Genomic DNA, 17,052 nt, shown 5'->3' with positions numbered 1-17,052 from the left:
CTACTCCTTTTAATTTTAAACCACATTATAAAATTTGTAGTTTTGGGTATGAGAAATACATCGCTCTTCCTTGCTATCTTCCTTTTTGCGCTTGTTGCCTGTAATTCGAATGGCAAAAAACAAACCAATGCCATTGAGTTTAAAAACGTTAACCAAAGTTTTGCCAAATCCTTTTCCGATTTAAAACGCTTAGACACCTTCAAAATCGAACTAACTGGTAGAAAACCTGAAGAAATGGTACTGACCTTTAGCATCAAAAACTTTGATGGAAAAGAAATTTACAACACTAAAATTAAAGGTACTGAATTGTTGGGCAGCACCGATCCTAATGTAGATCTGTCAAAAGAAAAAGATCAGGTTATCTTCTTAAAAACCATTGCCGATGACTTTTTTAGTGAGGATAATTTTCTGGAACCTGCAGTAATGCCAAAGGATAAAGCTGATAACTACACCCCCGATAAGGCGCTATATGAAGAACTAAAAAAATCGGGATTAAATGGTTTTAAATACCGTTTGGGTAAAGAAAACAATATTTATATCGCCTGGAGCGAGAAAGAGCAGAAGGTTAAGATTTATTACAACTGTTGTTAATCATTTCACAGGCTTTAAAAAATTTAGAAATGAAAAGATCTGAATTTATCGCGAACAGATTAAGAGAAGTTTTATTAAATGGCTATTGGATTGCCAATACCAACTACAAAGATCAATTGTTAAGTCTTACCTGGGAACAGGCAATATATAAAATAGCTGATTTAAATACTATTGGCGCTTTAACCTACCATATCAATTATTATTTATCGGGAATTTTAAATGTATTTAAAGGTGTGGTCTTCTCGAAATAAAAGATCAATATAGCTTTGATCTTCCACCAATACAATCAGCATCAGATTGGAGAAAACTAGTCGATTCGTTTTTGATGAATGCTGAAGTTTTTGCAAACGAGGTAGAGCAAATGCCTGACGAAAAATTGGATGAAATATTCGTATCTGAAAATTATGGCACTTATTTACGTAATATAGAAGCTGTAATAGAGCACAGTTATTATCATTTTGGTCAATTGTATTGATCAAAAAATTGATTTCAGCCTTGGAAAAATAACCTCCCCCATTATTCCCTGCGCAATTATTAATATACACTGCTTTGCAGTTATTATTATTTCAAAAAATATTTATTTCTTTTTGTAAAACTAAAAAAATAGTTGTATTTTCAGGCGTCTTAACCAAACAAACCATTTATTAACGCTTCTTCACCAAAATACATGCTCAAACCATCCTTATTAGCGCTCATTTTTTCTTTATTTATTCTTCCTGCTTTCGCGCAACACGCAAGTATAAAAGGCATTGTGGTTGATACCGTTGAGAAAACCAAGTTACAAAACAGCTCCATTTTACTCATTAGAAGTAAAGATTCTATTTTGGTTAAAGATACCCGGGCCAAAGCCAATGGCGAATTCGAACTGTCGAACTTAAAAAAAGGCAATTATACTTTAGTCATCACCTTCCCTAAAATGGCCGATTTTATCAGGGATATCCAATTGTCTGATTCGTCGAAATTTAACCTTGGTCATATTGCAATGGATAGTAAGGCCACACTTTTGAATGAAGTGACCATCAAGGCACAAAAACAGGCCATCAGCATGAAAGGTGATACCATTACCTACCAGGCAGACAGCTTTGCAGTTAAACCACATGCCAACCTGCAGGATTTACTGAGGCGATTACCTGGAATAGAGGTGGATAAAGATGGCGCCATAAAAGCGGGTGGTAAAGATGTAAATACACTTTTGGTTGATGGAGAGGAATTTTTTGGCGATGATCCGCTCCTGGCACAGAAATATCTGAAAGCCAATGCGGTTAGCGAGGTTCAGGTGTATGATAAAAAAAGCAAACAAGAAGAACTTTCTGGCATTAAGGAAGGCGACGCCAAGGAAAAGGTGATGAATATCAAGCTTAAGGAAAACGCCAAAAACGGCTATCTCAGCACCCTGGATGCCAACAGTGATTTAAATCATTTTAAAAACGTTGGCGGCATGGCGGGCATTTACAAAAGCAAATTAAAGGCGGCAGTATTTGGATTTAACTCCAATATCAATCAGGATTCGAAGGCAAGCGCTGCAATGAGTAAATTAAAGGGTAATGATTACGATGTAATTGAAGTTGGAGATGATGGCAGTACTGTGATGATCATGTATGGTAACCAGGATGATGATGGTTTCTCGCCAACAAACGGATTGCCTGATATTACCAGTTATGGCGCACACTTCTCCGATAAATGGAATGAAAATAAAGTAGGCTTAAAACTAAATTATAAGGGCAACAATCGGGATGTTTTAGATAGAACAACCTCTAAAAACCAGTCACTATTACCCAATGGAACCAATTTCTTTAGTTCCAGCAGCGCAAACAGCGAAACTAAAAACACAGGACAAAGTTTAAAAGGAAGTGTTGATGTTAAGATAGACTCGCTGTCTACATTAAAAATATCATTTGCTGCGAGCAAAAACAAAAATAATGATGCGTACACCAGCAGTAATGAAACCAAAAATGGAGCGGGATTTTTTGTAAACAACAGCAATCAGCAAAACAACAGCAACGGAGATAACAACTTATTTAACGGCAATATCAATTACTCGAAAAAGTTCGCCAAAAAAGGAAGAACACTCTCTATCGATTTACAACCAGAAACCAAAAACGGCACCAGTTTGGGCAACAGTTTAAGTGTTACCAATTATTATGACGACAATGGTGTAATCAACAGAACTGTTAATCAGGATTTCTTAAACGATAACTCGGGGAGGGAAAGCTCTCTTGGAACAAGAATAGCTTATACTGAACCTCTGGGCAAACAATTTTCGCTACAAACCGCTTACAGTTTTAAAACTGTAGTCTCTAACAGCCATAAGTTGGTTTTTGACAAATCGTTAAACAATAAACGGATCGATTCGCTGAGCAATAATTTCGATTTCAATAACTTTTCGAATATTGGCAAGGTGGTGCTGCAATACCGGGCGAAGAAATTTACACTTTCCGGTGGCGCAGAAGCTACCCAAACCACTTTCGAACTGAATGATCTAGACCGGAACAATAAATTTAACCGTGACTATTTAAACTGGGCCCCACAGAGTAACCTGAATTATAAACTGGGCAAAAATACCAGTGTATCATTAAATTACAATGGTAGTACCCGGCAGCCGAGTTTAGACCAGTTGCAGCCAATCAGGCAGGTGAATAACCCGCTTTACGAAATTAAGGGTAATCCAAATTTAAAACCATCATTTAATAACAATGTGGGTTTCAATTTTAATACCTATCAACAAAAGTCGGAGATGTACGCCTATGTTTATGGTGGGTATAGCTTTACCAAAAATGCTGTTGTGAGTGTGAGAACGGTAGATGATGTAAACAAAACAACCAGCAGTTACACCAACCTAAATGGCAATAACAATTTTTACACAGGTGCAAGCTTTAATAAAAGTTTTAGCAAAATCCATTTTAATACCGGTTTAAATGCCAGTTATAACCATTCAAACTCCGTTTCTATTTTAAACAATAAACTAAATGAAAATGTAAACAACAGTATAAGTTTACGCCCGCGTTTTAGTTATTATAGTGATAAAGTTCAGATCCAATACAATCCATCCTTTACCTTTTCAAACAGTAAGTCATCAATCGGTTCTATAAATAATGGTAAAAACTTTTACCACAACCATGATATTTCCGGCAATATAGAACTACCTTACAATACTGAGTTCAATACTTCGATCTCACTATCTTACCAACCTGCCAACTCTTCATTTAGCACGCCAGTAAATATTGCCATTTGGAACGCCTATTTATCAAAAAAGATGCTTAAGGCACAAGAACTCGAAATAAAAGTAGCTATTTCTGATATTTTAGCTGAAAAAATCGGCTATAACCGTTATGTGGGAGGAAATAACATTAGCGAATACACCAATAGCTTCATTCCCCGCTACGTTTTAATTGGCATCACCTATAATTTAACCGGAAATTTCATTAAAGAAGACAAAAAGAAATAAGATGAAACACATAGGATTAATAATAATTTTATTTTTTGCGGCTACCATAATCAAGGCACAAACTGTTTTCATTAGAAGCGCGAAAATTACTTTCGAAAAAAAAATAAACCAAAAGCAACAAATCGCAGAAAACGATTGGATATCAGACGATTCCAAAGACAAAATGAGCAAATACCGTACTTCAAACTGGGAATATAATTTTAATGATAGCACTTCAATCTATAAGAGCAAGCCAAAAGAAAGTTTAAACGACAACAATTTCTTCTTTATTGCTGGTGATAATACGAATGAGCTTTATACCGATTTCATTAAAAAAGCCCGTGTATTGAGAAAACCAATTAGAGGCGAAGATTTTATTTTAAAGGATACCATCCCCCACCTCAACTGGAAAATCATGCACGATGTACGCAAAATTGCAGGTTACGAATGTAGGAAAGCTATAACGATTATAAACGACAGCGTTTCTGTTGTTGCCTTTTACACGGATGAAATTTTATTAAAAGGCGGCCCTGAAGGATTTACGGGTTTGCCTGGGATGATCTTAGGCTTGGCTATACCCCGATACAACACCACCTGGTTTGCCACTAAAATCGAAGCTAAAAATGTACCGATCTTAAACGTTGATGCGCCAACAAAAGGCAAAAGAACCGATACCGAAAAAGACTTCAAAAAAATGGTCGATCTCTATACCCGTTACGAGGATAAAAAGAACCCCAGAAAGATCGAAGAGATCAAAAAAGAACTTTATACCTGGATATTTTAATAGGGATCTTCCATAAAACATTCAATATCAGAGATATCATATCATTAAAAAATATTACTGTAAGTACCCAATCGAGTGATAATTTTTCGTACCTTTGTATCCCGTACAAAAACAATTAACAAGGGTGTAAAAAGCCCGGTTAATTCCACAAATTATCAATCATGACAAAGTATATTTTTGTTACGGGCGGTGTTACTTCCTCTTTAGGTAAGGGCATCATTTCCGCATCTTTAGCTAAACTTTTACAGGCACGTGGCTACCGTGTAACCATTCAGAAATTCGATCCGTACATTAATATCGATCCGGGAACTTTAAACCCATACGAACATGGCGAATGCTTTGTTACCGAAGATGGTGCTGAAACCGATTTGGATCTAGGTCATTATGAGCGTTTCCTTAACGTTCCAACCTCACAGGCAAACAACATTACTACCGGCCGTATTTACCAGAACGTAATCAACAAAGAACGTAAAGGGGAATATTTAGGTAAAACGGTTCAGGTTGTACCGCACATTACCGACGAGATTAAACGCAACATGCGCATTTTGGGCGATAGCGGTGATTATGATATTGTAATTACTGAGCTTGGTGGAACCGTTGGTGATATCGAATCGTTACCTTTCATCGAGGCCGTTCGTCAGTTTAAATGGGAAGAAGGCAGTACCAATGCCATCGTAATCCACTTAACTTTAGTGCCGTATTTGGCTGCTGCCGGTGAATTAAAAACCAAACCGACACAACACTCTGTTAAAGCATTATTGGAGTACGGAATTCAACCAGATATATTGGTTTGTAGAACAGAACACCATATCAGCCCTGAAATCAGAAAAAAAATCGCTTTATTTTGTAACGTTAACATCAATGCGGTAGTCGAATCGATGGATGCATCTACTATTTATGATGTGCCATTGTTGATGTTAAAAGAGCAATTAGACAAAACTGTTTTATCGAAATTAAAACTGCCTACCAAAAATGATCCCGATATGGAAAGTTGGAAGGATTTCCTTGGCCGTTTAAAAAACCCTACAGCTGAAGTTAAAATCGGCTTGATCGGTAAATATGTAGAATTACCTGATGCTTATAAATCAATTATCGAATCTTTTGTACACGCAGGTTCGAAAAACGAATGTAAGGTAAGAGTAGAATATATCCACTCAGAAGGTCTTTTCCCGGATAATGTAAAAGAGAAATTAAGCCATTTACAAGGTGTTTTAGTTGCCCCTGGTTTTGGTAGCCGTGGTATTGAAGGTAAAATTGACGCCATCAAATATGTTCGTGAGAACAACATTCCTTTCTTTGGAATCTGTTTGGGTATGCAATGTGCGGTTATTGAGTTTGGCCGTAATGTTTTAGGCTTAAAAGATGCCCATACCACAGAAATTGAAGAAAATGCTGCAAATCCGGTAATTAATATGATGGAAGAGCAGAAAAAAATAACAAACAAAGGAGGAACGATGCGTTTAGGCTCTTATCCTTGCGACATTAAAAAAGGCACAAAAGCTTTTTCTATTTATGGAAAATCGCATATCAATGAGCGCCACCGTCACCGTTACGAATTTAATAATGCTTATTTAAAGCAATATGAAGATGCAGGAATGATTGCGTCGGGCATGAACCCACAGACTAATTTGGTTGAAATTGTGGAACTTAAAAACCATCCATTTTTCGTTGGCGGACAGTTTCACCCAGAATTAAAATCAACAGTTGCTAATCCTCACCCACTTTTTGTTAAATTTGTCGCCGCTGCGATGGAGTTTGCGAAAAAGAAAACGAATTAAAAGCAGTACATACATAAATAATGGATAGAAATACCTTTACAGGACTGTTCCTGATTATGATCATTTTGGCAGGATCATTCTATTTTTTGAAGCCGAACGCGGCTGAATTAAAAAAAGCCCAAGAAACGGAGCATCAAGATTCTTTGAAAAAAGCCGGTGTTAAGCCAGTACAAAAAGATACGACTAAAACAGCTGCGATTGTAAACCCGGTTGTAGATTCTTTAGCCTTAAAAGGCCCTTTTGGTACTGCAATCACTGGAACACAAGCGAATACCGTTTTAGAAAACGAGAATCTATTAATCACTTTAAGCAATAAAGGTGGTAAAATTACTTCAGTTGAAGTTAAAGGTCAGAAAACCTTTACTGGAAAACCACTTATTTTATTTGATGGAGATCAGAATAAATTTGGCTTAAACCTGAAAGCTGCTGGCAAAGTAATCAATACCAATGATTTATACTTTACCCCAACAAAAACAGGAAATACAGTTACCATGCGCGCCAATTATGGTGCAAATGCATACGTAGAATATGTTTACGATTTAAAAGCATTAAGCAATAAAGTTGCTTTCAATATTAACTTAGTAGGTTTACAGCAGGTAATTGCGGGTAACAACATTGGTTTAAACTGGCAGGCTACTTTAAAACAGCAAGAAAAATCGATCGAAAGTGAGCACCGTTACTCAGCGCCTTATTATAAATATTTAGATGGCGATGTAAACCATTTAAGTGTTTCTAAAGATGAAAAAGAAGAGTTATCAAAAGGTAAAATTCAGTGGATCTCTTTCAAACAACACTTTTTCTCGGCTTCGTTAATCTCAAAACAGGCTTTCGACAAAGGAAGTTTAGAAGTTAAAATCCCAACCACTCCGGGTGAGGTGAAGTTTTATGATGCCAATATGCAATTGCCATATGCACATACAGCAAACCAGGTTTACGAAATGGAATTCTATTTCGGAACAAATAAATTCTCGACCTTAAAAGCACAGGGATACGATTTAGAGCAACAGGTTGATATGGGTTACTGGCCGTTAAAATATATTAACCGCTTTATTGTATTGCCGGTATTTAACTTCTTGAATAGTTTTAACTGGAACTATGGCGTGATCATCCTGGTACTAACCATTTTATTAAAACTTGCTTTATCACCTCTTACTTATAAGTCGTACCTATCAATGGCTAAAATGAGGGTTTTGAAACCAGAAATGGACGAAATTAAAGCTAAAGTAGGTGAAGACAATGCTACATTGGTTCAACAGGAATATTTAAAACTTTATAAGAAAGCTGGCGTAAACCCGCTCGGTGGATGTTTGCCAATGGTTTTACAATTGCCTTTGGTAATGGCCTTCTTCTTCTTCTTCCCCAACTTATTTGAGTTGCGTGGTGAGAGTTTCTTGTGGATGAAAGATTTATCAACGTATGATGAGTTTATTAAATTTGGTGTAAAAATTCCTTTCATTGGTGATCACTTAAGTTTGATGTGTGTATTGATGACGATCTCTACATTGATTATGACTTATTTTAACAACCAGGTTTCGGGCGCTACGGGTCAGATGAAATACATTGGTTACATTATGCCAGTTATTTTCTTAGGTGTATTGAACAGCTACCCTGCCGGATTAAACTATTATTATTTCTTAGCCAACTTAATGACTTTCGGACAGCAGTTCTTAATCCGTAAAATGGTTGATGATGATAAAATCCACGCTTTAATCCAACAAAATAAAGCGAGACCAGCTGATGAGAAAAAGAAAAAATCTAAATTCCAACAACGTTTAGATGACTATATGCGTCAACAACAACAAGCTAAAAAATAATTTGGCTGATTAACAATACGAAACCCCCGATTACTTAAAGTGATCGGGGGTTTTTAGTTTGAGCGGGTGGCGATAAGCGGAGAGCGAGAAGGCGGTTAGCGTTTGGCGAAGAGCGAGAAGTTTATACATCATTAACTTCGGACCTCTGACCTTACAATCTTCAACTTCCCAACTTCCCTACTTCCCAACTATATGGCTTTTAATTGTAATATTTGACATACAAGTTTCTTAATAAGCTAAAAAATTCCAATTTTAGGAGATTAAATCTCAACCAACAAATTACTTAACTTTTAAAAATGCATAAGAGACTAACAATTATTCTGTTTTTCGTTGTCAGCTTTGCCTACGCACAAAAAAAACCATTAGATCATAGCGTTTATGATACCTGGGAATCAGTAGGTACAAAACAATTATCAAATAACGGTACCTGGGCCATGTACAGCATCTTACAACAAGAAGGAGATGCGCAATTATACCTTACCAATATCAAAACCAATGCTAAACTGAACATTGCAAGAGGAATGAACGCACAGTTTAGTAACGATTCTAAATTTGCAGCCTTTAACATCCGCCCCTTAAATAAAGATCTACGTCAGGCTAAAATCAAAAAGAAAAAAGCTGATGAATTACCAAAAGACTCATTATGCACAGTCAATCTCACTACGAATGCCATCACCAAAGTGGCAAGGGTAAAATCTTTTAAATTTCCGGAAGAAGGTTCGGGTGTACTGGCTTATTTAACTGAAAAGCCAGATACCGCAAAGAAAACCGTAAAACCAGCTGAGAAAAAAGATGGAGAAATGGACTTTGCTGATGATGAGCCAACTGCTAAAAGTAAAACGGAAGAAGGAACTGATTTAGTGGTCAAAAATCTTTTAACCGGCACCGATAAAACCTACAAATTCGTTACCGACTATTATTTCAGTAAGGATGGCAAACAATTGGTTTTTGCCTGTAGCGGATCTAAAAAAGACAAAACCGCTCCACAAGGTGTATTTTTATTAAACACCGAGAAAGGAACACTTAAAACCTTAATTAAAGGCAAGGGCAGTTTCAAAAATTTCACTTTTGATGAAGAAAGTGAGCATGTTGCTTTTGTGGGCGAACAAAGTCCGGAGAAACAAGAGATAAAAGATTACAATGTTTATTACAATTCTTTAACGCTCGATACAGCTCAGATCCTGGTTGATTTTGATATGCCTGGACTGCCTGCCAAATGGTCGGTTAATGGCGATGGAAAAATAACCTTCAGTAAAGATGGAAAAAAATTATTTTTTGGCATCTCTCCAATCAAAAAACCAAAAGATACGACTATTGTAGATTTCGAAGTGGCAAAAGTTGATGTTTGGAATTATAAAGATGATTATTTACAACCTATGCAGCTTAAAAATGCAGATAGAGATAGTAAAAAGAGTTATCTGTCGGTAGTTGACGTATACAGTAGCGATCCAAAAGTAATCCCATTAACAGATCAAAAATTACCGGATGCAAATCTGATTGCAGAAGGCGATGCCGCAATGGTTCTCGCATCTACCGATTATGGTCACCGGATCGAGTCACAATGGAGTGGCTCAACTTCAAAAGATTATTATCTGGTTGACACTAAAAACGGACAGAAAAAGAAAATCATTGAGGGTTTGAACGGTTATGCGCTTGCTTCTCCTACAGGAAACTATGTTTTATATTTTGATAGAAAAGCAGGCAGCTGGAACACCTACAATGTGGCTACTGCAAAGCTTACCGTTTTAACAGCGGGTTTAAGTGAGAAATTTGTAGATGAAGAAAATGATGTACCAGATTTACCATCAGCTTATGGTTTAGCTACCTGGACAGAAGGAGATAAAGCGGTATTAATTTATGATAAATACGATATCTGGTCGTTTTCACCAGATGGAAAATCGGCACCTAAAAACATTACTGCTGGTTTTGGAAGGGCAAACAACCTTACTTTCCGCTACGAAAGAGTGCAACAGGAAAATAGATCTGAAAGAAACGCTGATAGCAAATTTGTAAAAGCAAACGAACTGGTATGGCTAGATGGTTTCAATAACCTGACCAAGGAAAACGGTTTTTACCGCACCAATGTAGGTTCGTCCAAAGCACCGGAATTGGTCGTAATGGCTAAATTTAAATATTCGAACCTGGTAAAAGCTAAAGATGCAGATGTTTACATTTACGACAAAGCCAATTACGTAGAATCGCCTAATGTTTACATTACCACCGATTTTAAAACCGAAACCAAATTAAGCAATACCAATCCTCAGCAACAAAACTACAATTGGGGTACTGCCGAACTGGTTAAATGGACCACCCCAAAGGGTTATAAAGCAGAAGGTATTTTATACAAACCAGAAAATTTCGATCCGAATAAGAAATATCCGATGATTGCTTATTTCTACGAAAAACTTACTGATGGTTTGTACAATTATCAAGCACCTGCTCCTACTCCATCGCGCTTAAATATTTCTTACTTTGTGAGCAATGGCTATTTGGTTTTTGCACCGGATATTAGTTATGAAACTGGTCATCCAGGTAAATCTGCTGTAGAATTTGTCAATTCGGGTGTAGAAAGTTTAAAGAAAAACAGTTGGGTAGATGGCAGTAAAATCGGTATCCAGGGTCAAAGCTGGGGCGGTTACCAGGTGGCCTACTTAATTACCCAAAATAACATGTATGCGGCGGCATGGGCTGGTGCACCTGTAGCCAACATGACTTCTGCTTATGGTGGTATCCGCTGGGAAACCGGCATGAACCGCCAGTTTCAGTACGAAAAAACACAAAGCCGTATCGGTGCAACTCTTTGGGAAAAACCAGAATTATACATCGAAAACTCTCCATTATTCATGTTTCCGAAAGTAAATACACCAGTTGTGGTAATGGCGAACGATGCTGACGGCGCCGTGCCCTGGTATCAAGGGATTGAAATGTTTACGGGCCTGCGCCGTTTGGGTAAACCGGTTTGGATGCTCAACTATAATGGTGAAGCGCACAATTTAGTACAACGCCAGAACCGTAAAGATATTCAGATCCGTGAACAACAATTTTTCGATTATTATTTAAAAGGTGCTAAAGCTCCAGCCTGGATGACCAGTGGAATTCCTGCAACTGAAAAAGGAAAAACCTGGGGTTTTGAATTAACGGATGATAAACCTTAGTTAGTCAGAAGTCTGGAGTCAGATGGTCCATAGTTGGTAGTGTGTAAACTACTAGCTATGGACTTTTTTTTGGTTGATGGCTTGATAGCCAATAGCCGTATCATTGATAGGCATATTGTTTAATAGTTCTGGCCATCAGCCATCAAATCATTGACTATTAACCCTGATGTTGTTGACGCAACCCCACTACAGACTAAAGGACTATCAACTCAAGACTAAAAACTATGAATTTTCGCTTAAAAAAGGTATTTTAAGCCCTTCAAAGCAAAACACTAAACATTCCTAATGGCATTAAGCAGAATTTGGTCAGCATTTATTATTGTAGCTATTGTTGTAGCCTGTATTAAGTGCTTTTTTTTCGGGCAAAGCGATATTTTTAACTGGATGGTGATCGGTAAATCTTCTGATCCGGCAAATCCGTTAAAATTAGATGGCATTATAGAAACCTGTTCAATTGCTGTAAAACTGTGTATCGAATTGGTGGGTACTTTGGCTTTATTTATGGGTTTTATGAGTATTGCCGAAAAAGCGGGAGGCATCCGTTTATTATCGAAAATCATTAGCCCGTTTTTTTCAAAGCTTTTTCCTGAAGTTCCTAAAGGTCACCCATCAATGGGACACATGATCATGAATTTTTCGGCTAATTTATTGGGTTTGGATAATGCAGCCACTCCCTTTGGAATTAAAGCCATGGAAAGTTTACAAGAGCTCAATCCGAATAAAGATGTGGCCAGCAACTCGCAGATTATGTTTTTATGTTTACATGCTGCAGGTCTGTGTTTAATTCCGGTAAGTGTAATTGCAATCCGCTCTACTCAAAATGCACAGGATCCAACTGATGTGTTTATTCCCTGTATGATTGTAACCTTTGTGGGTACGATGGCCGCCATGCTCATTGTTTCTTTTAAACAGAAAATCAATATTTTGCAACCAGTTATTTTAATGTGGGTGTTAGGTATTTCTGCTGTAATAGCTGTGATAGTGTGGTATGTTAGCCATTTAAACGCAGCAAGTGTTACTTCTTTCTCGGGTTTGCTTAGTGGTGGCTTAATCCTATTGATATTTTTACTAATCGTTCTAGGTGCACTGTACAAAAAAATTGATGTTTTCGATTCATTTATCGAAGGTGCCAAAGGAGGTTTTGAAACCGCAATTAAAATTATCCCCTACCTTGTGGGCATATTGGTAGCCGTTTGTATGCTCAGGACGAGCGGAACTTTTGATGTGATCATGAACGCCATTAAACAGGCATTTATTTTTCTTGGCGCAGATACCCGTTTTGTTGATGCCCTCCCAACAGCTTTAATCAGGCCCTTGAGTGGTGGAGCGGCCAGAGGTATGATGGTGAGTACCATGATTTCTAATGGTCCGGATTCTTTTGCCAGCAGATTATCAGGTGTTTTTCAAGGGGCTTCAGATACCACATTTTATGTAGTAGCGGTTTATTTTGGATCAGTAAGCATTAAAAATACCCGTTATGCCATTGGCTCGATGTTACTCGCCGATTTAGTAGGTGTAATTACAGCAATAACGATGGCCTACCTATTTTGGCCGGGACTAAAATAGAGAACGACAAAAAATCCCTATTCGACTGTATAAGCCAAATAGGGATTTTTTTTTTATGAGCATTAGGTTAAATGTGATTTACACTACGAAACCTGCGGAAAAGAAATTCTATAAATAATTTCATCAATGGCATCGGGATCAATAGCCACGTTTTTGGATGCACACCATTTTTCGTTTTTATTATCTAACCAGATACAAAAAGAATGGTAACCATCTAAAACAACGGCATAAGTTTCATGAAAATCATCTTGGATACGCATGCAAAATCCTTTAAAAATTTTGCCTCTAACAATGAATTGCAGGGTGGAATAATTTTCTAACATGGCTCATTATATTTTTGGTTAAATTACAACAAATTGTAAACGAGAATGTTTTGTTAATTTTAACAAATTAATAATTAATTCTTAAACTATGCTTAAGGGCTTAACCTATGTTTAACATGTTCGAATACCCTTTAGCTATCAAACGCTTTTTTGCAGGTAAAAATATCTCACACTGTAGATTTAAAATCGTACGTCCTCTTTTTACAATCGAGGTTTCAGCAATCACTTCATCCCCTTCGCTTGCAGGTGCAAAATAATCGATATAATTACTTACCGTGGTGTAACGTTCGTTTAATCCCATGGTAAAAACCGTAGCGCCAATTAAATCATCAATAATGCCCGCGGTTACACCACCGTGTAAAATCTGGTATGGATTGGTCATTTCTTTCCGAATGGTATACTGGCAAACTAAAATGCCATTTTCCGCCCTAATTAACACAGGTGCCAGCCAATTCATAAAATTAGATGGCGAATCGGTTATCACTTTGCCTATTGATTGCCTTAAGAAGTTGAGACGCTGCTCGCTTAAAGATGCTTCCATGAGATGTAAAATGTAATGATGTAAGATGGATGAGGTAAAAATAGGTAAAACAGTCCATAGTCCATAGTCCATAGTCCATAGTCCATAGTCCATAGTCCATAGTCCATAGTCCATAGTCCATAGTCCATAGTCCATAGTCCATAGTCCATAGGATGGAATGGTGGCTTAAGAGAAGGTTTAATCGAAAAATAAAAAAAGAAAATGGAAGATATCAATACCTCCCATTTTCTAAAACGAAACATTAAAACCTAAAACATGATCACCACATCTTGTTATAGTTCTTTTGAGCGGAAATTCAAAAATCTTGTGTTTGATGGTCTGTTGGTCAATAGTTCATTGCCATATCGCCCCTGCAAAGCATAAATATTATGTCTATTACAGAAAGTTAAATATAACTCATCGTCGTTTTCCACTTATATTTCTAATGCCAATTAACGATTAACTATGAGCCATCAACCCAATTCTATTTCGTTTAAATCGGAATAATTACTTTAAAACTTAAATTTCTGCCCATATTGTAAATTCCTGATCTGCCGTTGGGCGAGCGGTTATAATATTCGAAATACTTCAACCGGTTTAAATTAGATTGATAAGCAATATTGAAAATATTATCCACCTGAAGGAAAATATCGCACAAGATCTTTCCTTTTTTAGATTTCATCGTTGACCCTACCCCTCCGTTGATTAAAGTATAACCTGCGGTAAAGGTTTCGGTATCATCTAAAGCGTAAAATTTATCCTGGTCGGCAAAAAAGGCAGCGTCAATTTTTATATAAGGTTTATCAAAAATGCCAATAGGTTTTTGCGCGGTTGCCTTAATTTCTGTTCTTACCTGCAAAGGCGGAATAAAGGGTAAATATTTTGCATCGCGGCCACGTTTATCTAATAACTCCTGATTCTGGTTTAAGCCCACTACATAGGCCAGGCTATTGTTAAAACTTAACCATTTCATCGTTGCAGGATGTAAGTTTACCGAAACTTCTGCCCCATATAACCTGGCTTTCGATTGTTGATATTGGTAAGTTAAATTACCGGGAACAATAACAACCGGATTTCCGTTGGCATCGGTTAAGCGCGATTGGTAAATATAGTTTTGAATGTTATTGTTAAACAATTCCATACTGATATCCGCATCTTTTAAATAAGCAATAACACCGACATCTTCTTGAAGGTTAAACTCCGGTTTAAAGGTTCTGTTGCCCAAATACACAATATGTGCACCTGGATCTAATCCGTTGGAACCAATTTCGGTAATGTTCGGTGCCCGGTATCCCCCTGGCAATATTGGCCTTAATGAGCAATTTTTCAGAAATGTTATAGGTTAAACCTAAACTTCCCGATAGGCCGTAATAGTTTTTATTTAAAGCAGGGAACTGTAGTTTTCCTCCATCAGTTGCACTCACCTGTTTACCAAAACCCGTTTGGGCATTGGTACCCACGTAAAAATCGCTCCAGTTTGTATTTCTTCTGTCGATCCTGATCCCTCCTGAAATATCTACCTTACCCATCGATTTCTTTGCGAAATAAAAAGCGCCCACATCAAAGAGGTCATAATCCGGAATTGGGAAATCGGTAGCCGCCTTGCTCCTGTTGCCCTGATACATGCCATTTACACCGATGGTACTTTCGATACCAGCGAAATCGGGCAGATTGTATTTAAGGTCGTAATTAAAGGTATTGAGCACGACATAAAGCCCTGCCTGACTTGGTAGAGTCGGGTGGTTATATTCTCTCCGCACACTTTGCTGTCCACCGATCAACAGATTTAAGTCGCTGGTTCCAAATTTTAGCTGGCTCGTATTGTAAAACCGATAATGCTGAATGTGCTGATGTAGCGGATTAATGGAATAACTATTTAAATCAACGTCAGCTACAATGGGACGGTGTTTAATATCATCTCCATCATCCAATACCTGCCGCGTAAATTTTCTTGATAAAGAATCTCTACTGCCATCGGGTATTTCCATCAGGTTATCATAATAAGTAATGGCCGTTTTAGAAAAACCCCAGGCCTTATCTACCCTTGCACTGGCTGAAAGATTGTATTCTCTAAAAGCAGTTCCGTACACCAGGCCATCAATTTTATTCTCATAACTGTGTGCGGTTTTGCCAGTTGCCCTAAATGTATATTTCCAATCGTTTTTAATGTATGCCAGTCCGAGCGACGAACCGACCATCCCGTTATTGCTTTGGTAGTTTGCCGTAAAGTCGCCCTTTAACTTCCCATTTTCAAAATTCGGGCTATAGGGAATCATGTTGATCACTCCTGCCAATGCATCAGAGCCATAGGTTAAACTGGCGGGGCCTTTTACCACTTCTGCCCGTGTAATGCCATATTCATCAACCTCAATACCATGTTCATCACCCCATTGCTGACCTTCTTGTCTTAAGCCATCGTACAAAGTCAGCACGCGGTTGTAACCTAAACCCCGGATAAATGGTTTAGAAACATTTGGCCCCGTAGTTACTGCAGTAATGCCCGGAATACCTTTTACAATGGCTTCGATGAGGTTGGTATTTACATTTTGATCCATTGATTTTTTGGATAACACTGCAATAGGCACAGGGCTTTTACGCAGCTGTGTGGCCCGGTTAACCCCTGTAATCACCACATCGCTTAAATCGGATGTTAAGCTTAACAGTTCAGCGTTAACCTGCGCGCTATCCCCTTTTAGCAAAACTTTAATTCTTTTGGATTGGTAACCAATACCCGAAAAAATAAGATCATAATTTCCGGATGGAATATCCTTTAATTGATAGTTACCAGAAACGTTCGATTTGGTGGATCCTGCTGATCCTAAAATTTTAATGGTAATATTTTCTACAGGTTCATTTTGGGAAGTGACCAAACCTTTAAGCATCACTTTTTGCGCGAATACATTTAATGATAAAAGGAAACAGAAGCAATATAATAAGAGGGATTTCATGAATTAAAATGATTTATCTAAATATAATTTTAGACAAATCTAAATTTTAATTTAGATAAATCAAGTAAAATATTTAGATAATATTTAAGATATGGCTAAACAAGGGTTTAGCGTAAGGTGAAAAGCGTTTTAATAGCGATAGATTTTGA

At 37.4% G+C, this 17,052-nt stretch carries 12 protein-coding genes; 8 read left to right on the top strand and 4 right to left on the bottom strand.

The genetic code is table 11. The annotated features are described in order from the left end of the window. Positions 1 to 48: 48 nt before the first annotated feature. The 8 genes from R2S57_RS11335 (at position 49) to R2S57_RS11300 (ending at position 13,112) form a co-directional block, all read left to right on the top strand. Positions 49 to 591: a hypothetical protein gene (locus tag R2S57_RS11335; RefSeq protein WP_316845067.1), complete on the top strand. Its 543-nt coding sequence runs from the start codon at positions 49 to 51 to the stop codon at positions 589 to 591. 29 nt (positions 592 to 620) lie between these two features. After that, a complete protein-coding gene (locus R2S57_RS11330; protein WP_316845066.1) occupies positions 621 to 842 on the top strand; it encodes a hypothetical protein in 222 nt (73 codons plus the stop codon). 416 nt (positions 843 to 1,258) lie between these two features. Beyond that, positions 1,259 to 4,036, top strand: coding sequence for an outer membrane beta-barrel protein (locus tag R2S57_RS11325; RefSeq protein WP_316845065.1), 2,778 nt, complete (start codon positions 1,259 to 1,261; stop codon positions 4,034 to 4,036). 1 nt (position 4,037) lies between these two features. After that, positions 4,038 to 4,799, top strand: a complete 762-nt coding sequence (locus R2S57_RS11320) for a GLPGLI family protein (protein ID WP_316845064.1) — start codon at positions 4,038 to 4,040, stop codon at positions 4,797 to 4,799. A 161-nt stretch (positions 4,800 to 4,960) separates the two neighbouring features. Further along, the gene (locus R2S57_RS11315; protein ID WP_316845063.1) at positions 4,961 to 6,577 is read left to right on the top strand and encodes a CTP synthase; all 1,617 of its coding nucleotides are present in this window, start codon (positions 4,961 to 4,963) and stop codon (positions 6,575 to 6,577) included. Between the two features lie 20 nt (positions 6,578 to 6,597). Further along, positions 6,598 to 8,391, top strand: coding sequence for a membrane protein insertase YidC (yidC, locus tag R2S57_RS11310; RefSeq protein WP_316845062.1), 1,794 nt, complete (start codon positions 6,598 to 6,600; stop codon positions 8,389 to 8,391). A 296-nt stretch (positions 8,392 to 8,687) separates the two neighbouring features. After that, positions 8,688 to 11,546, top strand: a complete 2,859-nt coding sequence (locus R2S57_RS11305; RefSeq protein WP_316845061.1) for an alpha/beta hydrolase family protein — start codon at positions 8,688 to 8,690, stop codon at positions 11,544 to 11,546. A 285-nt stretch (positions 11,547 to 11,831) separates the two neighbouring features. Continuing rightward, the gene (locus R2S57_RS11300) at positions 11,832 to 13,112 is read left to right on the top strand and encodes a nucleoside recognition domain-containing protein (protein WP_316845060.1); all 1,281 of its coding nucleotides are present in this window, start codon (positions 11,832 to 11,834) and stop codon (positions 13,110 to 13,112) included. An 83-nt stretch (positions 13,113 to 13,195) separates the two neighbouring features. Here R2S57_RS11300 and R2S57_RS11295 read toward each other — a convergent pair whose 3' ends face one another. From R2S57_RS11295 to R2S57_RS11280, 4 genes are all read right to left on the bottom strand, one after another. After that, a complete protein-coding gene (locus tag R2S57_RS11295; protein WP_316845059.1) occupies positions 13,196 to 13,435 on the bottom strand; it encodes a hypothetical protein in 240 nt (79 codons plus the stop codon). A 100-nt stretch (positions 13,436 to 13,535) separates the two neighbouring features. Next, positions 13,536 to 13,976 carry a PaaI family thioesterase gene (locus R2S57_RS11290; protein ID WP_316845058.1) on the bottom strand — a complete coding sequence of 147 codons (441 nt, stop codon included), beginning with the start codon at positions 13,974 to 13,976 and terminating at the stop codon, positions 13,536 to 13,538. Between the two features lie 472 nt (positions 13,977 to 14,448). Then, a complete protein-coding gene (locus R2S57_RS11285; protein WP_316845057.1) occupies positions 14,449 to 15,258 on the bottom strand; it encodes a TonB-dependent receptor in 810 nt (269 codons plus the stop codon). Then, a complete protein-coding gene (locus R2S57_RS11280; protein WP_316845056.1) occupies positions 15,161 to 16,903 on the bottom strand; it encodes a TonB-dependent receptor in 1,743 nt (580 codons plus the stop codon). The genes R2S57_RS11285 and R2S57_RS11280 overlap by 98 nt, the downstream gene beginning before the upstream one ends. Positions 16,904 to 17,052 lie beyond the last annotated feature (149 nt).

It is taken from the genome of Pedobacter psychrodurus (assembly GCF_032678585.1).
Taxonomy (GTDB): domain Bacteria; phylum Bacteroidota; class Bacteroidia; order Sphingobacteriales; family Sphingobacteriaceae; genus Pedobacter; species Pedobacter psychrodurus_A.
The sequence above is the reverse complement of the archived record's forward strand: the minus strand, read 5'-3'. Positions and strand labels throughout refer to the sequence as shown.

Coding starts and splice junctions, on each gene's coding strand:
- R2S57_RS11335 (WP_316845067.1), top strand. CDS start 49: ATGAGAAATACATCGCTCTTCCTTGCTATCTTCCTTTTTGCGCTTGTT.
- R2S57_RS11330 (WP_316845066.1), top strand. CDS start 621: ATGAAAAGATCTGAATTTATCGCGAACAGATTAAGAGAAGTTTTATTA.
- R2S57_RS11325 (WP_316845065.1), top strand. CDS start 1,259: ATGCTCAAACCATCCTTATTAGCGCTCATTTTTTCTTTATTTATTCTT.
- R2S57_RS11320 (WP_316845064.1), top strand. CDS start 4,038: ATGAAACACATAGGATTAATAATAATTTTATTTTTTGCGGCTACCATA.
- R2S57_RS11315 (WP_316845063.1), top strand. CDS start 4,961: ATGACAAAGTATATTTTTGTTACGGGCGGTGTTACTTCCTCTTTAGGT.
- yidC (WP_316845062.1), top strand. CDS start 6,598: ATGGATAGAAATACCTTTACAGGACTGTTCCTGATTATGATCATTTTG.
- R2S57_RS11305 (WP_316845061.1), top strand. CDS start 8,688: ATGCATAAGAGACTAACAATTATTCTGTTTTTCGTTGTCAGCTTTGCC.
- R2S57_RS11300 (WP_316845060.1), top strand. CDS start 11,832: ATGGCATTAAGCAGAATTTGGTCAGCATTTATTATTGTAGCTATTGTT.
- R2S57_RS11295 (WP_316845059.1), bottom strand. CDS start 13,435: ATGTTAGAAAATTATTCCACCCTGCAATTCATTGTTAGAGGCAAAATT.
- R2S57_RS11290 (WP_316845058.1), bottom strand. CDS start 13,976: ATGGAAGCATCTTTAAGCGAGCAGCGTCTCAACTTCTTAAGGCAATCA.
- R2S57_RS11280 (WP_316845056.1), bottom strand. CDS start 16,903: ATGAAATCCCTCTTATTATATTGCTTCTGTTTCCTTTTATCATTAAAT.